This window comes from Dyella choica (assembly GCF_003977665.1).
GTDB lineage: Bacteria > Pseudomonadota > Gammaproteobacteria > Xanthomonadales > Rhodanobacteraceae > Dyella_B > Dyella_B choica.
On record NZ_RYYV01000003.1, the window covers coordinates 209,919 to 230,578 of the forward strand.

Annotated in this window: 18 protein-coding genes, 1 tRNA gene and 1 pseudogene; 11 read left to right on the forward strand and 9 right to left on the reverse strand. The window is 61.3% G+C overall.

Going from position 1 to position 20,660, the window contains the following annotated elements; genetic code table 11:
• The first annotated feature begins 1 nt into the window (after position 1).
• A complete protein-coding gene (locus EKH80_RS05335; protein ID WP_126683694.1) occupies positions 2–1,951 on the forward strand; it encodes a formylglycine-generating enzyme family protein in 1,950 nt (649 codons plus the stop codon).
• A 141-nt stretch (positions 1,952–2,092) separates the two neighbouring features.
• The gene (locus EKH80_RS05340; RefSeq protein WP_230473439.1) at positions 2,093–2,389 is read left to right on the forward strand and encodes an NIPSNAP family protein; all 297 of its coding nucleotides are present in this window, start codon (positions 2,093–2,095) and stop codon (positions 2,387–2,389) included.
• Between the two features lie 76 nt (positions 2,390–2,465).
• On the opposite strand, the gene EKH80_RS05345 is transcribed toward EKH80_RS05340, so the two are convergent.
• Together EKH80_RS05345 and EKH80_RS05350 are read right to left on the reverse strand one after the other, a co-directional pair.
• Positions 2,466–3,377: a mannuronate-specific alginate lyase gene (locus EKH80_RS05345; protein WP_230473440.1), complete on the reverse strand. Its 912-nt coding sequence runs from the start codon at positions 3,375–3,377 to the stop codon at positions 2,466–2,468.
• 86 nt (positions 3,378–3,463) lie between these two features.
• Positions 3,464–4,351, reverse strand: coding sequence for an EamA family transporter (locus tag EKH80_RS05350; protein WP_126683697.1), 888 nt, complete (start codon positions 4,349–4,351; stop codon positions 3,464–3,466).
• A 340-nt stretch (positions 4,352–4,691) separates the two neighbouring features.
• Between EKH80_RS05350 and EKH80_RS05355 the strand changes: the two genes are divergently transcribed.
• The 6 genes from EKH80_RS05355 to EKH80_RS05385 all read left to right on the forward strand — a co-directional run bounded on the left by EKH80_RS05355 (position 4,692) and on the right by EKH80_RS05385 (position 10,292).
• On the forward strand, positions 4,692–6,875 hold the full coding sequence (locus EKH80_RS05355) for a PA5441 family protein (RefSeq protein WP_126683698.1): 2,184 nt from the start codon (positions 4,692–4,694) through the stop codon (positions 6,873–6,875).
• Positions 6,876–6,881: 6 nt separating this feature from the next.
• Positions 6,882–7,607 carry a DUF3142 domain-containing protein gene (locus tag EKH80_RS05360; RefSeq protein WP_230473441.1) on the forward strand — a complete coding sequence of 242 codons (726 nt, stop codon included), beginning with the start codon at positions 6,882–6,884 and terminating at the stop codon, positions 7,605–7,607.
• A 166-nt stretch (positions 7,608–7,773) separates the two neighbouring features.
• Complete coding sequence (locus tag EKH80_RS05365; protein WP_126683699.1) at positions 7,774–8,412, forward strand: hypothetical protein; 639 nt, start codon at positions 7,774–7,776, stop codon at positions 8,410–8,412.
• Positions 8,413–8,537: 125 nt separating this feature from the next.
• On the forward strand, positions 8,538–9,527 hold the full coding sequence (locus EKH80_RS05370; RefSeq protein WP_126683700.1) for an alpha/beta hydrolase family protein: 990 nt from the start codon (positions 8,538–8,540) through the stop codon (positions 9,525–9,527).
• A 35-nt stretch (positions 9,528–9,562) separates the two neighbouring features.
• On the forward strand, positions 9,563–10,078 hold the full coding sequence (locus tag EKH80_RS24055) for a hypothetical protein (protein WP_230473442.1): 516 nt from the start codon (positions 9,563–9,565) through the stop codon (positions 10,076–10,078).
• A 1-nt stretch (position 10,079) separates the two neighbouring features.
• Positions 10,080–10,292 carry a hypothetical protein gene (locus EKH80_RS05385; RefSeq protein ID WP_126683701.1) on the forward strand — a complete coding sequence of 71 codons (213 nt, stop codon included), beginning with the start codon at positions 10,080–10,082 and terminating at the stop codon, positions 10,290–10,292.
• A gap of 210 nt (positions 10,293–10,502) precedes the next feature.
• On the opposite strand, the gene EKH80_RS05390 is transcribed toward EKH80_RS05385, so the two are convergent.
• Positions 10,503–10,587: transfer RNA gene (locus EKH80_RS05390), tRNA-Leu, on the reverse strand.
• 149 nt (positions 10,588–10,736) lie between these two features.
• On the opposite strand from EKH80_RS05390, the gene rnr reads away from it, so the two are divergent.
• From rnr to EKH80_RS05405, 3 genes are read left to right on the forward strand one after another with little or no spacing between them, the layout of a single operon-like run.
• Positions 10,737–13,346, forward strand: coding sequence for a ribonuclease R (gene rnr, locus EKH80_RS05395; protein WP_126683702.1), 2,610 nt, complete (start codon positions 10,737–10,739; stop codon positions 13,344–13,346).
• Positions 13,343–14,086, forward strand: a complete 744-nt coding sequence (gene rlmB, locus EKH80_RS05400; protein WP_126683703.1) for a 23S rRNA (guanosine(2251)-2'-O)-methyltransferase RlmB — start codon at positions 13,343–13,345, stop codon at positions 14,084–14,086. The genes rnr and rlmB overlap by 4 nt, the downstream gene beginning before the upstream one ends.
• A complete protein-coding gene (locus tag EKH80_RS05405; protein ID WP_126683704.1) occupies positions 14,083–14,370 on the forward strand; it encodes a CBU_0592 family membrane protein in 288 nt (95 codons plus the stop codon). Before rlmB ends, EKH80_RS05405 begins: the two co-directional genes overlap by 4 nt.
• Positions 14,371–14,504: 134 nt before the next feature.
• Here EKH80_RS05405 and EKH80_RS05410 read toward each other — a convergent pair whose 3' ends face one another.
• From EKH80_RS05410 to pstS, 6 genes and pseudogenes are all read right to left on the reverse strand, one after another.
• On the reverse strand, positions 14,505–15,341 hold the full coding sequence (locus tag EKH80_RS05410) for a hypothetical protein (protein ID WP_126683705.1): 837 nt from the start codon (positions 15,339–15,341) through the stop codon (positions 14,505–14,507).
• A 371-nt stretch (positions 15,342–15,712) separates the two neighbouring features.
• Entirely contained in the window at positions 15,713–16,447 is a 735-nt protein-coding gene (gene phoU, locus EKH80_RS05415) for a phosphate signaling complex protein PhoU (RefSeq protein WP_126683706.1), read from the reverse strand.
• A 97-nt stretch (positions 16,448–16,544) separates the two neighbouring features.
• Positions 16,545–17,348 (reverse strand): phosphate ABC transporter ATP-binding protein PstB, encoded by an 804-nt coding sequence (pstB, locus tag EKH80_RS05420; protein ID WP_126683707.1) that lies wholly within the window; start codon positions 17,346–17,348, stop codon positions 16,545–16,547.
• Complete coding sequence (gene pstA, locus EKH80_RS05425) at positions 17,341–18,207, reverse strand: phosphate ABC transporter permease PstA (protein ID WP_126683708.1); 867 nt, start codon at positions 18,205–18,207, stop codon at positions 17,341–17,343. The genes pstB and pstA overlap by 8 nt, the downstream gene beginning before the upstream one ends.
• Positions 18,207–19,292, reverse strand: a pseudogene (locus EKH80_RS05430) (ABC transporter permease subunit); the annotation flags it as partial. The gene pstA and the pseudogene EKH80_RS05430, both read right to left, overlap by 1 nt.
• A 178-nt stretch (positions 19,293–19,470) precedes the next feature.
• Entirely contained in the window at positions 19,471–20,502 is a 1,032-nt protein-coding gene (pstS, locus tag EKH80_RS05435) for a phosphate ABC transporter substrate-binding protein PstS (protein WP_425481131.1), read from the reverse strand.
• Positions 20,503–20,660 lie beyond the last annotated feature (158 nt).

Below are 20,660 nucleotides of genomic sequence, written 5' to 3' on the forward strand. Positions count from 1 at the left end.
CATGCCGAGCAAGGAAACCGTACAACGCCAACGCGCATTCGGCGGGGCGCTCGGCGTGCTCGTGCTGGCTTTCGGGCTCACTTATCATTTTTTTCCCCAGCTTTTTCATGTGAGCCCGGAAGAGGTGGCCAACCCCAGCGCGCCCGGTGTGGGGCGTGTGAAGCCGGTGGTGCCCGCTCGCGCAAGCCTTGCAGCCGCTCCCGAGCAGGACGAAGTCAACGCCGGCCCGCCGTTGACGCTGGCGCCCACGGCAGTGATCGCCTCGCGGCTCGTGCGCAAGCCGGTGCCGCTACCGGAGCAGACCAGCGCCGATTCGCCGGAGGTGAAGGCGCTGGTGCAACGGGCGGACAAGGCGTTCCAGGCCGGGCGCATCGCCGGCGACAAGAACAGTGCGGCGGCCCTGTACCAGGAGGCGCTCAAGCTCAAGCCGGACAGCCGCGACGCCGGGCAGGGGCTGGATCAGGTGCGCACTCATTTGATTGCGCAGGTTACGCAGGACATCGCGGTGGGCGATTCCGGCTCGGCCGGCACGCTGCTGGACTATCTCAAGGCCCTGCCCAATACCGCCAACGACGTCGCGCCGCTGGAAGCAAGCATGAAGACGCTGTTGCAAGTGCGCCCGATGCTGGCCCAGGCGGCCGCGATGCTGCAGCAGGGCAAGGCGGACAAGCCGACCGGTAATAACGCGCTGGAGGTTTATCGCCAGGTGCAGAACCTCGATCCGCAAAACGCCGTGGCGGCGCAGGGCATTCTGCAGGTGCAGCGCGTAGTGCTCGATCATGCGTTGGCGGCAGTGGCGCAAAACGACTTCGCCGGCGCGGAACAGTCGATGGCCGAAGCCACGCCGATCCAGCCAGATTCACCGCAACTGCACGACGTGCGCAGCCAGATCGACAACATCCGACAGCAGCGCGCCGCCAACGTGCTGGCCCAGGCGCGCTCGGCATTGGATGCCGGCAACGTCGATCTGGCCAAGCAGCTGGCCGGGCAGGCGCAGTCGATCAGCCCGCAATTGGCCGGCCTCGACGAATTCGCGGAGCGCATCACCAACGCGCGGCTGTATGCCAGCTTCAAGCCGGGGCAGGTGTTCACCGATCGCTATGTGGACATGGGCGGCCAATCGCCCACCATGGTGGTGGTGCCTACCGGCAAGTTCATGATGGGCGCGCCGGATGACGAACCCGGCCGTGCCGATTCGCAGGCGCCGCAGCATGAAGTGGTCATCGAAAAGGGCTTTGCGATCGCGCAAACCGACATTACCGTCGGCGAGTTTCGCGAGTTCGTGCGTGCCAGCGGCTACAAGCCCGAATCCGTGACGCAGGGCGGCGCCAGCGTGTACGACGAACGCACCGGCGTAATGCGCGATGTTTCCAACGCAACCTGGGCAGACGACTATGCCGGGCACGCCGCCGCGGACAACCTGCCGGTGGTGAACATTTCCTGGAACGATGCCCGTGCCTATGTGCAATGGCTGAGCCAGCGCACCGGCAAGCAGTTCCGCCTGCCCAGCGAGTCGGAGTTCGAATATGCGCTGCGGGCCGGCAGCATCACGCGTTATTGGTGGGGCGGCGGCGCGCCGAAGAGCAGGGTGGAAAATCTCACCGGCTCGCTCGACCGTTCACCCAGCGGCCGGCGCTGGAGTCATGCTTTCGAGGGTTACGGCGACGGTCATTGGGGGCCTGCGCCGGCCATGAGCTACGCACCCAACGCGTTTGGCCTCTACGACATGGATGGCAACGTATCGGAATGGACGTCCGACTGCTGGCACGACAATTACATGCGTGCCCCGGTGGATGGCAGTGCGTGGATCAATCCTGGCTGCTCGATACGCGTTGTGCGCGGCGGTTCGTGGGGCAGTTCGCCGGAGCAGGCCAATTCGGCGTACCGGCAGGGGGCCGATGTGAGCGTTCGCAGCGGGCGCGTGGGGTTTCGTGTCGTGCGCGAGCTGTAGGCTGGGTTGCTAAAACCCAGCATTGCCATGCTTGCAGCCGCGCGACGCTGGGATTGTCATCCCAGCCTACGCAGGGTCGTCTTGCGGGTAAGATGCCGGGCAGGTCTCCTTGCGATTCGCGAAACCATGATCACGTGCCACGTGCGATACGTTCTCGATCCGAACCTGCTTGCCGAATTTGAGGCCTACGCGAAGATGTGGATACCGTTGGTGCAGAAGTTCGGCGGGCAGCATCACGGCTATTTCCTGCGTTCCGAGGGCGCCAACAATATCGCGCTGGCGCTGTTCTCTTTCCCAAGCCTCGCTGCCTACGAAAAATATCGTGCAGATTCCCAGAGCGATCCGCAATGCCAGGCAGCCTTCGCGTTTGCTGCTACGAGCAAGTGCATCCTGAGTTACGAACGCAGCTTTTTCCGCCCGGTGCTGCACGAATCGTAGGCTGGGATGTCAATCCCAGCCTAGCCATGCATGCGACACACGCGATGCTGGGATTGTCATCCCAGTCTACGTGTCTTCATTCGGAAGGGTTGTTGGGTAAAGAGATACCCCAGGTGTCCGTGACGTTTCCGCCCAGACGCCATTCGCTGAATGGCCGGCGCGGCGCGATCAAGGAAGGAAGCCGCTTATCTTTGGTGTGGGCGTAGTAGGGCTCCATCCACGACAGTTCGTCCTGGAATGTCCAAGGGAACAAGTTCTGCTTGACCGGCGTGATCTTGGCAAAGCTCGCCGGATCGCGTACCGCATCGATCACCAGATTCGCCAGGCGCGCGATGGCATGGTCGTTTTCCCGGTAAAGATCGATGTTGCGCCGCTGGACGAGTTCGGCCGTGAACACCAGCGGCAGCAAGGCGAAGGTGTGGTAGTGCAGGGCACGGTCGCCGCGCTTCACTTCCCGTTCCAGGGAGCCGTCCGCGCGGATGTCATGGATGCCTTCACGTACACGCAATAGCCCCGAGTCGATGAGGTCGGAATGATTGGTCACCGTTCCGATCGCCACCAGGTTCAAACCGGCCCAGTAGACCAGGTTGTTGTGCAGATGATTGATGGCTTCCGCATCGCGGGTTGCGATGGCAATGCGTTCCAGCCATGGGTCGATCTGCGCGAACTTATCGGCATGGGCCGCCTTGACCTCATTGGGCATGCGCAGGATCACCAACGCAAAATCGGTGCCCGCCCAGGAACGCTCGTAATAGCCCTGGTAGCCGGTGATGGGGCCCATCAGCGCATTGCCGCGGGCCCATGCCGTCAGTAGATCCACGGTGCAAGACCACTGGCCGTTATCGGCCGACTTGTTGAGCTGGGCAATGAAATTGCGCATGGGCTGCACAGCGCGTGCATAGCCTGCTGCGTCATCGTAGAAACCGGGTGGATCGATGCTTTTTACGGGTGCCGGCACTTCGCATGCGTTGGCCGTACGCGTGGTCATCAAAGTCATGCTCGTGAGCACGAGCGCAACTACGATTTGCAACACTCTCCGATACATAGACAATCCTTCGATGGGGGGGGGATGGTTCAGGGCAATACGGGTTCTACGATGGTTTGACGCGCGCTCAGCACCGTTCCGGCGGATGCCACGATGATCGCCGCAATCGCAAACCACTGCAGCCAGCTGAGGTGTTCCTTGAGGAAGATCATGCCGGCCAAGGCGGCAAAGGCCGGTTCCAGGCTCAGCAGTGTGCCGAAAGTGCGCGTGGGCAGGCGTGTCATGGCCATCATTTCCAGCGTATAGGGCAGAGCTGAACTGAGTATGGCTATGCCCAGCGCGGGCAGCAGCAGGCCGGGCAAGAACAGGGCATGGCCGGCGTGTGCCAGGCCGATCGGGAAAGTGACCAGCGCAGCCACCGAAGTACCCCATGCCACCGCATCGGTGCCGTAAGCCGCGCCGGCCTTCTGCCCCAGCACGATATAAAAAGCCCAACCGACGCCCGCCGCCAGCGCGTAGCCCACGCCAATCGGGTCAAGCCGCGTCGGCGCATTGCCCGGCGGCAGCAATAGCAACAGGCCCGCCACCACCAGGCCGATCCACACCACGTCCAGCCAGCGACGTGAATGAAACAACGCCAGCGCCAGCGGCCCGGTGAACTCCACCGCCACCGCAATGCCCAGCGGTATGCGCTGCAGCGCCATGTAAAAGACGAGGTTCATCAGGCCGATGGACAAGCCGTAGCCCCACAGCACGAGCGGGTTGCCTGCCGTGCGCCGCGATCGCCACGGCCGCCGCAGCACCAGCAGGATCAAGGCGCCCAGGACCAGGCGAAAAGCGGTGGCGCCTTCTGCGCCCACCACCTTGAACAGCGACTTGGCAATGGCCGCACCACATTGATAGGACGCCATGGCGATCAGCAGGACGCCGACCGCGAACAGAGCGGGGGCGAGCGGGGAAGCGTGCGAGCGTGGCATGCGTGCGAAGGCCAATGTCAGCTTGAAAGCATCATCATGCCGGTCAAATCAGGCGCGACGATACTCGATGTAAAGACCAAACATCATAAGGTAAGACATAAGTCGGGGGCAGGCCCCGAGCGGGCCGCCGTGGCCGGAAATCGCCCCCTCGACATCGGCTTGCCCATGGCATAGATTTCGTGTGCGCAGCGATGCGCAAGAACTTGAGGGGATGGCAACACGATAGGGATGTGCGTGTTCCTCTATCGTGCGAAAAATCTCGTGCATAAACCGCGTGGCAGTATTCGCGTGTCGGCAGTGCGCGAAGGGGCCGCGCCCCAAGTCGGTGACGACCATGTCCATGAGCACGATTCGATACGATTCCCAATGGCGTTGGTTTGCCCTGTTGGCGCTGCTGCTGGCGGGCATGACCTGGCAGAGCCCCGTGCATGCCAGCAGCGACGATTGCGGCAGCACCGCCTACACCATCGACCAGGGCTACTACGTCAGCTGCAGCATGGGCTCGATGGCCTTGCTGTCGCCAGGCAATGACACGCGCGTCAACTTGATCCTGCTGATGGCGGATCGGCATGGCGTGTCACCCAAGGCGAAAGCCGGCAGCGACAATCCGCCTTTGTTCGACCTGTCGAACCTGCAGGGAACCCTATTTCCCGATGCCGCTCCGAACGTGGTACAGGGTTTCGGCGACGACAGCAGCAGTTGCAATCAGCCGGCGGAAACTGCCTTCGAGGCCGCATTGAAGGCTGAGGCCAGTGTGCCTTCATCCGAACAAGAGCTGCTGGTTTCGCTGCATCAGGGGCTGACCCATTGCAGCAAGGACGATACCGGCTTTGAAAAGCGGTTGGCCGCGGCGGTCGACCAGGTTCATTCCGCCACCGGCAAGGCATACCTCAACTATCTGCAGGGCGCAGCAGCTTTTTACGGCTATGCACTAAACCAGGCCGTGGCGCACTTCGCGGACCTGACCAAGGCCGATTCCGCCTGGTTGCGTGAAACCTCGTTCTATCTGCTAGGCCGTAGCGCCGTGCGCGCGGCACAGTTCGATGCCTTCGATGATCAAGGCAGCATGAAACCGGACTGGCGCGCCGATCCGGCGGTAGTGGCCAATGCGCATTCCGCGCTGGATGCCTATATCGCCACCTACCCCAAAGGTCTGTATACGGTTTCCGCGCGCGGCCTGAAGCGGCGCATGGATTGGCTGTCCGGTGACCGCTCTCGATTGACTACGGACTACGTCGAGGCCATTGCGCAGGACCAAGCCGCGCGTGGCGTCAATGACGCGGACCTGGCGCAGGAGATCGACCGCAAGCTGTTCCAGCTTTACGACAGCGATGGCGGGATGCCGACGCCGCACCTGGATACCACCGATCCGACCCTGCTGGCGGTGATCGATCTGTATCGCATGCGCCAGTCGGCGGCAGGGGCTGGCGCTGATGCCCATCCCCAAACCCTGACCGGCCAGGAGCTGGAAACCCAGCGCCCGCACTTCGCCCATCAGCAGGCGTTGTTCGGCTACCTTGAGGCGATCCACGCGTTTTACGTGGACCGCAAACCAGATCAAGTGCTGGACCTGATTCCGGACGAGGCGAGGCAGGCCAGGCTCGATTACGTGCAGTTCAGCCGTCAGATGCTGCGCGGGATGGCCTTGCAGGCGCAGCACGACGCGCACGCGCGCGACCAGTTCGTGAACATGCTGCCGGGTGCCGCGGCGCCGTTCCAGCGCTCGGCGCTGGAACTGGCGATTGCGCTGATCGACGAGCATGCCGGCCAGGTATCGCAGCTGTTCGAGGCCGATTCGCCCGTGCGCAATCCGGCCATTCGGGGCATCGAGCTGAGTTACGTTGCCGATGCGCCGCTGCTGCGCAAGCAGGCGCAGGATGCCCATGCGCCGGACTACGAGCGGGAAACGGCGTTGTACGTGCTGTTGTACAAGGAGCTCACGCGCGGATTTTATGCCGACTTTTTGCGTGACAAGGCCTTGATTCCGGCCAACGCGAGTACAGCGGATGACGACATCACGGTCTATCGCTTTGCTCCTTCGCCGTCGTCTGATCCTGCCGCCGAGAATAAGCCGCACCAGCCGCTGGGCGTGTTCCTGATCGGCGCGAAGGATGAAGAGCACTACGCTTGCCCGGCCTTGCAAGACGTCGCAACGGCTTTGGCCAAGGACGTCGACGACATCCGGGCCAGGATGTGCCTGGCCGAATTTCTGCGCGTGCAAAGTTTCGATGGTTTTACGCTGGACGCCGGGATGTCCAGCGGACTGGGTAGTGGTCACAGTCTGTTTCCGGGCAAGCCGTATTCGCGGCTGGAGGTTTACAAGAGCGTGATCGCCGATGCCAAGGCGAAGCCCGAAGACAAGGGTTATGCGCTGTATCGCGCCATCAACTGCTACGCGCCCTCGGGCAATAACAGTTGCGGTGGAGTGGAAGTGCCTTCGGCGCAGCGCAAGGCCTGGTTCCAGCAATTGAAAAAGGACTACCCAGGCTCGTCCTGGGCCGGAGCCTTGAGCTACTACTGGTAACCGCTCTTGCGTTGGCTGTCAGCAGCGCTCCTCGCGTGCCTGCTTGGCTGCGGCCAGGCAGGCCAGTCGGTGGAGATCGTCGATGCCAGCCGATATGACGCGTTTTGGCTATGGGCGGGCGTGCAATCGCAGCCGGTGTTGCAGCAGGCCAAACGTTTGTATCTGTTGCAGGCGGAAGTCAGGTCGGGGCAGCCTACGCGGCTGGTTGCGCAACGCCCGGCCATGCCGCACGTCAAGAGTGCGGAATTGTGGATGGTGGTGCGTGTGGATACCTTGCAATGGTCGCCGCCCATTTACGCAGCTGTACTCGCCTCGCTTGCACAATGGCGGCGTGCAGGCAATCGCGTGGCGGGCATCCAGATCGACTTCGATGCCCGCACGCATCACCTGCAGGAGTACGCCGCCTTTCTTGCCGACCTGCGTCAGCGCCTGCCAGCGGATTGCCGGCTGAGCATCACCGGCTTGCTGGACTGGAGCAGCCATGGCGATCCGGAGGGTCTCAATGCCTTGGCCGGCGTGGTGGATGAAGTGGTATTACAGATCTATCAGGGGCGGCGCGTGATTCCAGGCTATGCCACGTATCTGGCGCGACTGGGACGGCTGCATATTCCGTTCCGGATCGGTTTGCTGCAGGGGGGTGAATGGCAGGCGCCGGCGGCTTTGGCATCGAATCCCTATTTCCGGGGTTACGTCGTATTCCTGCTCAACCCCTATTCAAGGGGAGAAACATGAAGACTCTTAATTAGCGTCGAACTTCAGTTGTACGTTGCCGTCATCCCAGCTTTCGTGGATACCTTGGCGACCGTGCGCTTGGAATATCCTCCACAGCAACAGGCCAGGTGGGCGCTGGTGGTCAAGCAAATGGCCGACTCACTGCGTCTTGGGCTGGGACCGACGTATGAACAAGCGCGCTGATGCCAACGAAAACGAGGGTAGCCATCATGCGATCCGAATACCGACCATGGCGGCCATGAAATCGCTCGCATGGCTGGCTGCAGGCTTGCTGGTGTCGTGGGCTGGGCAAGCCCAGGCCGCTGACGCTGCTGAAATCTGCACTGCGCGACTTGCGGACGTGAAGCAGCCCCTGAAGTTCGAGGATTTTCCGGTGCCTCGCGCCAGCTCCTCGCCGATCACCGCGCCGCGCCTGGATTCACCTGAAGCACGCCGCTACCGGACGGTGATACGGGAAGGGACGGCCAGTGGGCCGAATTTTGCGGGGCATTTCGCCGTGGTGGCCTGGGGCTGCGGCTCTTCGTGCAGTGAGCGGGCCATCGTCGATACGCAAACAGGCCAGGTCTTCTTCGATCGGCGCCTGCGCGATCTCGATACCACCCAGGCCGACGCCAATGGCGATCGCGACGAGCAGTTCCCGGCTTACTTCAGCTTGTCGAGTCGGCTGCTGGTCATTGTTGGGGCGCCGAACGAGGATGAGTCACACGATGGCGTTGCTTTTTACGAATGGACTGGCAGCCAGTTGAAGCTGCTGCGTTTCGTACCGCGCTTGCAGGCCTGTGTCCGGCAACCTGTCAGCGAATGACGGCCATAAGCAAGCGGACCGCGGTTTGACTCGTAAGAAAAAAAGTGGGCTGCCGGCTGTTGTTGATGAATGAGTATGGGTTGTGATGCCCGATCCGACGTCATTCAAACGCGAGGAGAAAGACCATGCCGAAACATCGCCATGTCTGCGCCACAACGTTCCTTCGTTTACTGGTGCCGCTCATCCCGTTGGCCTTCGCCGCTGCCGCTGGCGCGGCCGATTCCGCCGTTGAACCGCCGACGTGTTCGGCAACGGGTACGCCACCGATGCAAACCGTCGCGCCGGTGACCAAGCGACCAGTTTGCACGGATGGCCGGGTGCTGTCGTTCGATCAAAACGCAGTGACGCGCTACGCCTGTTTCAACTTACCGGCACATGCCGTCGCTGGCGCATCCCAATGGCCGATGATCGTGTACCTGCATGGCTCGATGACCAATCCCGACAGCTTGTATCGGGACGGCGGCGCGCTGTTCGAATTGAGCCGCGATTACCCACTGTCAACGCACGCCGACAGCAAAGGGTTCATCCTGCTGGCGCCGGAAGGCCGGCGTGCGCAGGCATGGGCATCGGACGGTCCGCATACGGGAACGGGCTTCCATTGGGACGAGTGGCAGCGTGACCCAACGACGAACCTTGATGTGCAAGCGATTGACCATTTCATCGACCAGGCGGTGGCGACGGGCCTGGTCGATACCAAGCAGATCTATGTGTTCGGCTGGAGCAACGGCGCAGATATGGCAGTGCTGTATGGCGCATGGCGTGCTGAGCGCATCGCGGCGGTAGGCCAGTATGCCGGCACTGATCCATGGCAGCGTACGCCTTGCCCCGTAGCCATGCCATCGGGCCGGCAGGTGCCGCTCACGCTGTTGCGAAACATGTGTGATGCACTCGCCACGTGTGGCGAAACCAGTAGCTGGAGCAACACGCTGCAGCAACAGAATTGGCCATTTCGCCGCGTCAATCTGAGTTGGAACGGCAAGGATGCCGGGCCGGGCGCGCAATGCGCTCAAACGTGCGGGAAAGCACATGGCCTGTACGAGCATGTTCGTTGGCCACAGAAGGACGTGCTGGCTACCGAGATGCTGGAGTTCTTCAAGGCGAATCCCTTACCTTGAATGGCTGACGCGCTGAACGTGTTAAGAGGTAATGTATGCCGATAAACAAAGGCGATGCCTTCAAGGGTAGGGACGTGTACGTCGACCATCCCTTTGAAGAGGTTCTGTTTCGATGGGATCATGCGACAAAGCAGCCGTACATCCTTCATCCCTTGCGGCTGATGCTGAAGTCTTCGGGAGAGAACGAGCGGATCGTGGCGGTCTTGCACGACGTCGTGGAGGATGGGGGAGTATCCCTGGATGAACTTGCAGGCTGCGGATTTTATGCAGGTCCGGTGGATAAGCCCGTTGTTGTAGTAGACAAGAACGGCAATGCCATTCCCGTGGATACTGGGCAATCGGTCAATGCATCTCCATATGGCGATTTTCAGCAGGTGATTGGTACTGACTCTAAGCCCACGGGTGATCGGCTTGATCGAGGCGGGCATCCGAATCAGCGCGACCCGCAAGCGCGAGCCCCCTATGCACACAGACCGGGCGTTACCGATCCCAATGGAAATCCGCATCTGCCGATAAATCCACCTGCCCCTCCGGTAAACGCGGGTGGTTGACATGTCAAAGTTCACTTACAACGACATTGTCAGCGTGCGGGTGAATGATGGCGCTGATTCCCCGAGGAAAGCTTGGGTGGTTGGGATATTTGAAAAGAGGCCGCAGCAGGGGACTTACTTTGATAAGTTTCCGCCTGGAGTCGTCTATACGGTTGAATTTGAAGACGGCTCTTCAACGCAGTTCCATGAGGACGATTTGCAGCTATGGGACTAATTCGGCTGCGCTGATCAGACCGAAGTGCTCTGGTTCCGTCAGGGTGGGATGGAAATCCGCGCTATCGGGGCATTCTTGATGTCACACGCAATGCTCGCGTCGAAGTTGGGTGGCTGAGGTCGCCCCGGCTGACCAAGCTTGTCGCGTCCCATTTCTGCAGGCGCTGTGAAATGAAAAAGGCCAGCGACTGAATCGCTGGCCTTTCAAATCTGGTGCCCAGGAGAGGACTCGAACCTCCACGGTTTTACCCGCTAGTACCTGAAACTAGTGCGTCTACCAATTCCGCCACCTGGGCAGGTGTCGCGTTGCTTTTCGAGCTGTGCGAGCCGCGTAGATTAGGAGGCGATGGACATGTTGTCAACTATTTCTTCATCTTCACAGCGGAAGCCGTGTGGGCTGCATCTAACCATTTATTGAATGCCTGCCCAGAGGCGATACTAGGGCGTGACCAAGACAAAGAAACCCAAAGGACAGGTGCCGCGCAAGGCGGCCAAGGCCCCGAAAACCCGTGCAGCGGGCGCGCCCAGGCAGGCGCGTCGTAGCCGTGGAGCGGAACCGGGCGTAACCATTGCACCGCCACGGCAGCTCGATCCGTTTGCCGAGCGCGAGGCGCAGCGCTACGAGCGGCCGATTCCCAGCCGCGAGGCCATCCTGGCGCTGCTGGAGGAGCGTGGTGAACTGCTCACCCAGGCGCGCATTGCCGAGGCGCTTGAGCTCTACGACGAATACGGCATCGCCGCCCTCACCAAGCGCCTTACCGCGATGGTGCGCGACGGCCAATTGCTGCTCGGCCGGCGCGGCGGCTATGCGCCAGCGCGCAAGCTGGACTTGATCCCCGGCGTGGTGCTGGCCAATGCCGAAGGCTACGGTTTCCTGCGCCCGGACGAGGGGGGAGACGACCTCTACCTTTCGCCGCACCAGATGCGCAGCGTGCTGCACGGAGACCGGGTACTGGCCAGCGTGGTGGGCGTGGATCGACGCGGGCGGCGACAGGGCGCCATTGTCGAGGTGTTGCAGCGGCGCTCGCCGCGGCTGGTCGGCCGGGTGGTGATTGAAAACGGCGTCACGCTGGTGGTGCCGGATGACCGTCGCCTGCACCTGGACATAATGATTGCACCGGGCCAGGAGCGCGGCGCCAGTTCGGGCCAGATCGTGGTGGCCGAGATCACTGATCCGCCCACGCCTTATCGCGGTCCGCTGGGGGTTGTTCGCTCCGTGCTGGGCGAACGCCTGCAACCCTCCCTGCTGGTGGACATGGCGATCGCCAGTTACGACCTGCCGCATGAATGGCCGCCGGAGGTCCTGCGCGGCGCCGAAGAGGTGGAGCCGGAAGTCACCGCCGCCGAACGCGAAGGCCGTGTCGACCTGCGCAAGCTGCCGCTGATGACCATTGACGGCGCGGATGCGCGCGATTTCGATGACGCGGTTTATGCCGAACCCAGGCGGGGTGGTGGCTGGCGCCTGATCGTGGCAATTGCCGATGTGTCGCACTATGTGCCGGTCGACACTGCGCTGGACAAGGAAGCCTACGAGCGCAGCACGTCCACCTATTTCCCCGGCTTCGTCGTGCCGATGTTGCCGGAAACGCTGTCCAACGGCATCTGCTCGCTCAATCCGAAGGTGGAACGCCTATGCATGGTGTGCGACATGCAGGTCAACCCAGATGGCGAAGTCACGCGAGCCAAGTTCTACGATGCGGTGATGCGTTCGCATGCGCGCCTCACCTACGACAAGGTGTGGCAGGCCATCGGCCTGAAGGAGGCCGATGCCAGGCACGAGCTGGCGGATGTACTGCCCCAGTTGGAAAACCTGCACGCGCTGTACCAGGCGTTGGCCGAGCAGCGCCGTCGCCGCGGTGCGATCGATTTCGAAACCGCCGAGGTGAAATTCCGCCTCGATGCGACGGGCGAAGTGCAGTCGGTGGGGGCGGTTGAGCGCAATGACGCCCACAAGCTGATCGAGGAATGCATGATCGCCGCCAACGTGCAGGCGGCGATGTTTCTCAGCAAGCGCAAGATTCCGGCCCTGTACCGCGCGCACGAGCCGCCGCCGGCAGAAAAATACGAAGACCTGCAGCAGTTCCTGCGCGAGTTCAAGCTGCGCATGCCGGCGCTGCAGGACGTGACGCCCGGCGATTTCTCCGACGTGCTGCGCAAAGTGAAGGATCGTCCTGAGCGCGAGCTGATCCAGTCCGTGCTGTTGCGCGCGCAAAGCCTGGCGGCTTACCAGCCGGACAACCGCGGCCACTTCGGCCTCGCGCTGGAGGCGTATGCGCACTTCACCTCGCCGATCCGCCGTTATCCGGATCTGCTGGTGCATCGGGCGATCCGCTATGCCTTGAAAGATGGCAAGCCTTCGGCCTACTACTACACCGAAGCGGCGATGGCGGCGATGGCCGTGCATTGCTCGCAGCGTGAACGCCGTGCCGAGGAGGCCGAGCGTGATGTGGACGAACGATTCCGGTGTGCCTGGATGGCCAAGCACGTCGGCGAAGAGTTCGACGGCGTGGTCACCGGCGTCACTTCATTCGGCCTGTTCGTGGAACTGGAGGAGTCGAAGGTTTCCGGCCTGGTGCACATCAGCCAGCTGTCCAACGACTATTACCACTTCGATCCGATCCGCCACCTGCTGAAGGGGGAGCGCACCGGCCTGCAGTTCCGGCTTGGCGATCACGTGCGCGTGCAGGTGCTGCGCGCGAGCCTGGAAGATCGCAAGATCGACTTTCGCATGGTGCAGCCGAAGAAGAAGAAGGCGCCGGAGCCCGAGGTTGCTGCGGTAACGCAGCCCTCCACGCCACGTGCTTACGATTATGCTGCGGCAGGGGAGCGTTATTCCTTGCCGTCGGGGAGAAAACCGCTGCCTGCGCTACCGCCGTTGCCGGAATTGGAGCACGCCGGCGCGAAGAAGCGCGGCGGCGCCAAGCCGGGTAAGAAGGCGGTAGCGGACCAGCCTCCGGGCAAGAGCAAAACCAAGGCCGCGGGCAGCAAGCCGGCCGCCAAGCGCAGCACGAAAACGGCCAAGATCCGTGCGCCGAAACCGAAGGGCAAGCGATGAGCGAGAGTTGGATCGTCGGCATCAATCCTGTCGAGGGTGCGCTGAACAACGACGCCGAGCGTGTGCGTGAAGTGCTGGTGGAACATGGCCAGCGCAATCCGCGCGTGCACGAATTGGCGGAAAAGGCGAAGGCGTTGAAGATTCCCGTGCATCATCGCCCGCGCGAACAGCTGGATCGGGTGGCAGGTGAAGCGCGCCATCAGGGCGTGGTGGCGCTTTACCAGGCACCGTCCCTCGCCGGCGAACAGGATTTGCCGGACTTGCTGGAAAAAGCCGGCAGCGACGCGCTGGTGCTGGTGCTGGATGGCGTGACCGATCCGCACAACCTCGGCGCGTGCCTGCGTAGTGCGGCGGCGGCAAAGGTGACGGCCGTGATCGTGCCGAAGGATCGCGCCGTCGGCATCACGCCGGTGGTGCGTCGTGCCTCGGCTGGCGGTGCGGATCGCGTGCCGTTGGTGGCGGCCACCAATCTCGCGCGCGCTCTGCGTGCGTTGAAGGATGCCGGCGTGTGGATCACCGGTTTGGCCGGCGATACGGAACAGTCCATCTACACCATCGACATGAAGGGTCCGGTGGCGCTGGTGCTGGGCAGCGAAGGCGAAGGCATGCGACGGCTCACGCGTGAGACCTGTGATTTCGTGGCGAAGATTCCCATGCCCGGCAGCATGGAAAGCCTCAACGTATCAGTGGCCACCGGAGTAGTATTGTTCGAAGCGTTACGTCAAAGGAGTGAACGATGACTTTCCACTGGGATGATTGGGCCGGTTACATTGGTGTCGTGCTGATGCTGCTGGCTTATTTGCTGCTACAGGCGAATAAGCTGCATGGCAACGGCTTGGCCTATCAATTGATGAACGTGCTGGGCGCGGTCGGCGTGATGCTGTCGTTGCTGTTTGGTGCGTTCAATGCTTCAGCGTTCTTCATGGAATCGGCATGGCTGCTGATCGGCATCTACGGCATTGCGCGCAGTGCGCGCGCGCGTAAGGAAGCGCATGCGACGGGGCCAAAGATCACCATTAGGTAGTAGGTATGGGATGCCAACCCTGAATATTTTTTTGCCGGCCATTGGTGACGTGGCAGTGAAGAGTTCTGCCACAATCAAAGGCGCCGCGCCCTTTGCCCGGATGACGCTGCGCTCCGACTCACCGGTACATGTATTCAATTCATTAGCACTGAAATCCAAGGTAATCCAACGATAGGTTGGTATTCCATGTCGAATTGTTCGACGGTTTCTGATATGGGTGATGTACAGCTATAGTCGGTAGACGCCAACTGGCCCGGCGGTGGGCTGCGCTTGTGCCAGACAAAGCAGGCAAGTGAAACCAACATCTGATGGACGCGATTTCTCGGTAGCGCTTGTAGATTTCTATTGAATTGCAACCGCATGGGGCCGAAATCGTAACCAACTGGCATTACGTCCGCGGGTTCGTGGTAATTTCCGTTGCCTTGTAGAGGTTGTGGCTGTCCATTGATGTATATCCATGCTCCATGGATGGCAGTGTTATTAATACGATTGCGATCAAATCCAATAATTCCAAGAGGCAAACGACGATCTTGGTCCATTATAAGGCGACTAATCATCCTTCTGATGCTTCCCTCGGGATCATTGAAATCGTCTAATGCCTGCTGGAAGTTATGCATCGTCGGAATCATCGCTCTGATATTGCGGTCCAGTGCTACTTCGAATAAAACTCCTTCCAGTGGACGCTCGGAAGCGAGTTGCACGTGGTTCGCATTCTGATATGCCAGCAGGAATAGAGGATTATCAATTGGCCGACTGAGGAAGTTCCAAAAGTCGGTTCCACTATTGCTTGATGGAGTGCCGTCCGGCGCCAGGCCTTGAGAAAATGCATTGTTTATGATCTGCTGAGCATTGGCATTCGGTGCTGGGACAAATATGTATAGAAACGTTACGGCATGACAATTTGTGACTGCAAGCATGAAAAGTAAGGGGCTTAATTTTTTTAGGTGTGAATTAATAATTTTAAGGATCATTTGATATTCTCGTTAATTTCTTATTGTTTTCGGACTTTAGGTATGTTTGGATGGATAATTGAAGGCTGTGCGCCGATTCAGGCGTCTTGTTCGGGTGTGTAAAATGCCGCAAGAACTGGTGCGCGCCGTGGTGCGTCCAGTATGGCGATTTTAAAGAATGAAATGTTTATTGAATGCGCCGGATGGCGACTAATATGTTTCAACGAGTTTCGCTACGCACTGCATAAGCAACCGCTTCGACGAGGGTCGTGGCTGCGAGTTTTCAACCCTCTAGGCTGGGATGGCAATCCCGGCATCGAACAGGTTGCATGCATGGCAATGCTGGGTTTTGCAACCCAGCCTACGATCGTCATCCCAGCCTACGCGCCCTATCAATCCGGCCGGTTGCCGAGCTTTACTGGTTCGGGATTGGAGGTCAGGTCGCGTTTGTCGCGCTGCGCCGTCAGCGGCTCGCCCTTGACCAGGAACCATACGTTTTCGGCGATGTTGGTGGCGTGGTCACCGATGCGCTCGATGTTCTTGGCCATGAACAGCAGGTGCGTGCAGGGCGTGATCACGCGCGGATCTTCCATCATGTACGTGAGCAGTTCGCGGAAGTAGGCCGTATAGGCTTCGTCGAGCTGCACGTCGTCCTGCCACACCTTGTAGGCCAGCTCGGCGTCGCGGTCGCGGTAGGCGCGCAGCACGCCGCGAATTTCCTCGGCGGCGAGTTCGGCCAGGTGCGCCAGGCCGCCGGTGGGCGCGAGCGGGGCGGCCATGGACAGCGGAATGGAACGCTTGGCCACGTTGGCGGCGTAGTCGCCGATGCGTTCGATATCCGCGGCGATGCGCAGCGCGGCAAACACGTGGCGCAAGTCGCCGGCGATCGGTGCGCGCAGGGCCAGCAGGCGGACCACGTCGTGGCTGATTTCCTGCTCCAACTGGTCGATCGCTTCATCGTTGTTGACGACGTGCTGCGCAGCGCGTTCGTCGCGACGGTCCACGACATCGATGGCTGCTTCCAGCTGGCTCACCGCCAGCTCGCCCATGCGAACCAGTTCGCCGGTGAGGCGCAACAGTTCGTCGTCGTAGCTCTTGATGATGTGTTCCTTGCTGCTGCCGCTCATGGATGGCCTCGTGCGATTCGGTAATAGGGGAGGGGGTTTCGCGAGCCTGGCCCCTCACCCCGGCCCTCTCCCAGCAAGGGAGAAGAAAAAAGAAAGGTCAGCCGAAGCGACCGGTGATGTAATCCTCGGTCTGCTTCTTGCCGGGCTTGGTGAAGATCTTTTCCGTATTGTCGAATTCGATCAGGTCGCCCATGTACATGAAGGCGGTGCGGTCGGACACGCGTGCCGCTTGCTGCATGTTGTGGGTGACGATGACGATGGTGTATTCGTGCTTGAGTTCTTCCACCAACTGCTCGATACGGCCCGTTGCAATGGGGTCCAGCGCCGAGGTCGGTTCGTCGAGCAGCAGCACCTCCGGACGCAGCGCAATGCCGCGCGCAATACACAAGCGCTGCTGCTGGCCGCCGGAAAGCCCCAGCGCGCTCTGCTTGAGCTTGTCTTTCACCTCATCCCACAGAGCTGCGCTGCGCAGAGCCTGTTCCACGCGGATTTCCATGTCCGCGCGCGACAGCTTTTCGTGATGGCGAATACCGTAGGCGACGTTCTCGAAGATGGTCATCGGGAACGGTACCGGCTTCTGGAACACCATGCCGACCTTGGTGCGCAGGCGGTTCATCGAATAGTTCGGGTCGAGGATGTTCTCGCCGTCCAGCTCGATCGAACCCTTCGCTTCCAGCTTGGGGTAGATCGCATAGATGCGGTTGAAGATGCGCAGCAAGGTGGATTTGCCGCAACCGGAGGGGCCGATGATGGCCGTGACCTGCTTCTCCGGGATATCCATGTTGATGCCTTTCAGCGCCTGGTATCCGTTGTAGTAGAAGTGCACGTCGCGCACTTTCAGCTTGGGCTGTGCCGAGGCACCGGTCAGGGCGGCCGCGGAGGCGGCGGCGAGGTCATTCATAACTCACCTTCTTGCGCGAAAACATGATGCGGGTCAGCAGGCTCAGTGCCAGCACGAACAGGGTGATCAGCAGCGCACCGGCCCAGGCGATCGCGTGCAGCGCCGGATTGGGATCGTTGGTGTACTGGTAGATGGTGACCGGCATGCTGGCCATCTTGTCCAGCGGATGGGCGGTCATGAAGTTGTTGCCGAACGCCGTGAACAGCAGCGGGGCGGTTTCGCCGGCCAGGCGGGCCAGCGCCAGCAGCACACCGGTGAGAATGCCGGAGAACGCCGCGCGCATCAGCACCTGCATGGTGAGCTTCCACTGCGGAATGCCCAGTGACAGCGCTGCTTCGCGCAAGGTGCCGGGCACCAGCTGCAGCATTTCGTCGGTGGTGCGCACGATCACCGGCAAGCCGATCAGCGCCAGCGCCACGCTGCCGGCGAAGCCGGAGAAGGTGATGCGCCCGTCGGTGAGTTCCGTCGTTGGGAGCACCACGATGACATAGACGAACAGGCCGAGCACGATCGACGGTGCCGACAGCAGAATGTCGTTGAGGAAGCGGATCGAGGCACCCAGGCGGCTGGCGCTGGCGTACTCGGCCAGATAGGTGCCAGCCAGCACACCGATCGGCGCGCAGATCAATAGCGCCATCAGGTCCATGATCAGGCTGCCGACCATGGCGTTGGCCAGGCCGCCTTGGTCGGCGTAGGCGGTGATCTTGGTGAACAGGGTCGGCTTCAGGGCTTCCAGGCCGTTCTGCGCGGTAATCCAAAGAATCCAAACCAGGAAGGCCAGGCCTATCAGGGTGGCCAACCCGCTCAACGCCAGTGCAACGACGTTGACGACGGCGCGGCGTGCGTAGACGGCGGACATCAGCGGCCCTCCTTGCGCGCCAGCTGGCGCAGCATGAAGCGTGCGATCAACAAGACGATGAAGGTCACGACGAACAGTAGGAAGCCCAGCGCAATCAGCGCAGAACGGTGCAGGCCGACCGCTTCGTTGAATTCATTGGCGATGCTGGAGGAAATCGAAGTGCCCGGCATCAGCAGCGATGCGGTCAGGTTGTACGAATTGCCCAGCACGAAAGTGACCGCCATGGTTTCGCCGAGTGCGCGCCCAAGGCCCAGGAAGATACCGCCGATCACCGCCGAGCGGGTATACGGCAGCACGATGTCCCACACCACTTCCCAGGTGGTGGAGCCCAGCGCGTAAGAGGATTCCTTCAGCCGCGCCGGCACGGTCTGGAACACTTCGCGCATCACCGAGGAAATGAACGGCAGGATCATCACGGCCAGCACGATGCCTGCGGTCAGCAGGCCAAGCCCTAGCGGTGGGCCGTTGAACAGATTGGGCAACACGCTGAACATCAGCACATAGGAAAGTGCGCCGCTCAGCGACAGTGCCAGCACCATGGCCGTGGCCGTCAGCGCAATCCCATGCACCCAGCGGTGCAGTGCGCCATAGAACATGGGCAGCGTTGGGATCAGCAGGATCAGGGTGCCGATGACGAGCCGCACGGCTTGCGCACCACCGCTCGGCGACGTATCGCCGAAGTAGTCGCTCAACCAGGGTTCGATATAGGTGGCCATGAACGGCACGAACACGAACAGGCCCCACATGCCGTAGATGATCGAGGGAATCGCCGCCAGCAGCTCGATCGCGGCACCCACCGGTCCGCGCATCCAGCGGGGCGCGATCTCGGTGAGGAACAGGGCGATGCCGAAGCTCACCGGCACCGCGAGGATCAAGGCGATCAGCGAAGTGACCAGCGTGCCTACGATGGGGGCCAGGGCGCCGAACTGGTTTTCGACCGGGTTCCAGTCCGAGCTGAACAGGAAATGGAGGCCATCCTTGAACAGCACGTCGCGGCCGCCCCACAGGGTGGAGAGCGCCGCACCCAGCAGCGCCGCCAGCACCAGCAGGGCGCAAAAGCGCAAAGCGAGCCGGAAGATCAGGTCGTGGCGGGCATCGGTGCGCGAACGATGTTCAGTATCGCGGGGGATCGGTTCGGCACTTAGGGCTGACATGTCAGGCGTGATTTTTTGCGATGGTTTCAGTCAGCACGACGCGCGCAACGAGACGTTGCGCGCGTCGCAAGAGGAGCTTTGGCTGTGCATCCTTGCGACAGTCTCAAGCTTACTTCTTGTACTGGCTGGCCCAGTAGGCTTCGATCTGCTGCACCAGCGAAGCGGGCAGGGGCACGTAGTCCAGCGAACGGGCTGCGTCCTGGCCCTGCTCATAAGCGTACTTGAAGAAATCGAAGGAAACCTTGGTGTTGCCGGCGCTCTTGGGCGTCTTGTACATGATCACCCACGAAGTGGCGGTGATCGGCCACGCCTCGGCGCCCGGGGCATTGGTCATCAGCAGGTTGAAGTCCTGCGCGTTCTTCCAGTCGGCTGTGTCGGCGGCGGCCTGGAAGCTGGCGATGGTCGGTTCGACCACGCTGCCGGCGGCGTTCTTCATCTTCGCGTAGCCAAGCTTGTTCTGCTTGGCATAGGCATATTCCACGTAGCCGATCGAATTGGGGATCTGCTTGATGTAAGCGGACACGCCTTCGTTGCCCTTGCCGCCGATACCGGTCGGCCATTGCACGGCGGTGCCTTCACCCACCTTCGATTTCCAGTCCGCGCTCACCTTGGAGAGATAGTCGGTGAAGTTGAAGGTCGTGCCCGAACCATCCGAACGATGCACCACGAAAATCTTGGAGCTCGGCAGGTGCATGCCGGGGTTGAGCTTGGTGATGGCCGGATCGTTCCAGGTGGTGATCTTGCCCAGATAGATGTCGCCCAGGGTCGGGCCGTCCAGCACCAGTGCACCCGGCGCAACGCCGGCCACATTGAACGCCGGCACGATGCCGCCGATCACGTCTGGGAACTGGCCCAGGCCGAACTTGGTCAGGTCCTCGGCCTTCAACGGCATGTCGGACGCACCGAAGTCCACCGTGCCGGCCTTGATCTGCGCGATACCGCCGCCCGATCCGATCGACTGGTAGTTGATGTGGTTGCCCGTCTTCTCCGCATATGCGGCCGACCACTTGGAGATGACGGGATAGACGAAGCTGGAGCCCGCACCGGTGATGTCGGTGGCCTGGGCCGTCATGCCGAACAGGGACGCGGCGACCGCGAAGGCGAGCGTGCCGAGGCGAGACGGAAGTTTCAGAGAGGTCAACACAGTGGCTCCTTTGGAGGGAAGTGGCTTACAGCCTTTCGACCCGCCTATTGCAGAGGTTAGGTGTTGCAATGAGATGTGATGAATATGTCAGCTTGATGACAATCGTAAAATCTTGTGGCTGAGCCGGGGTGCGAACGCAATATCTCCCCCTGCAT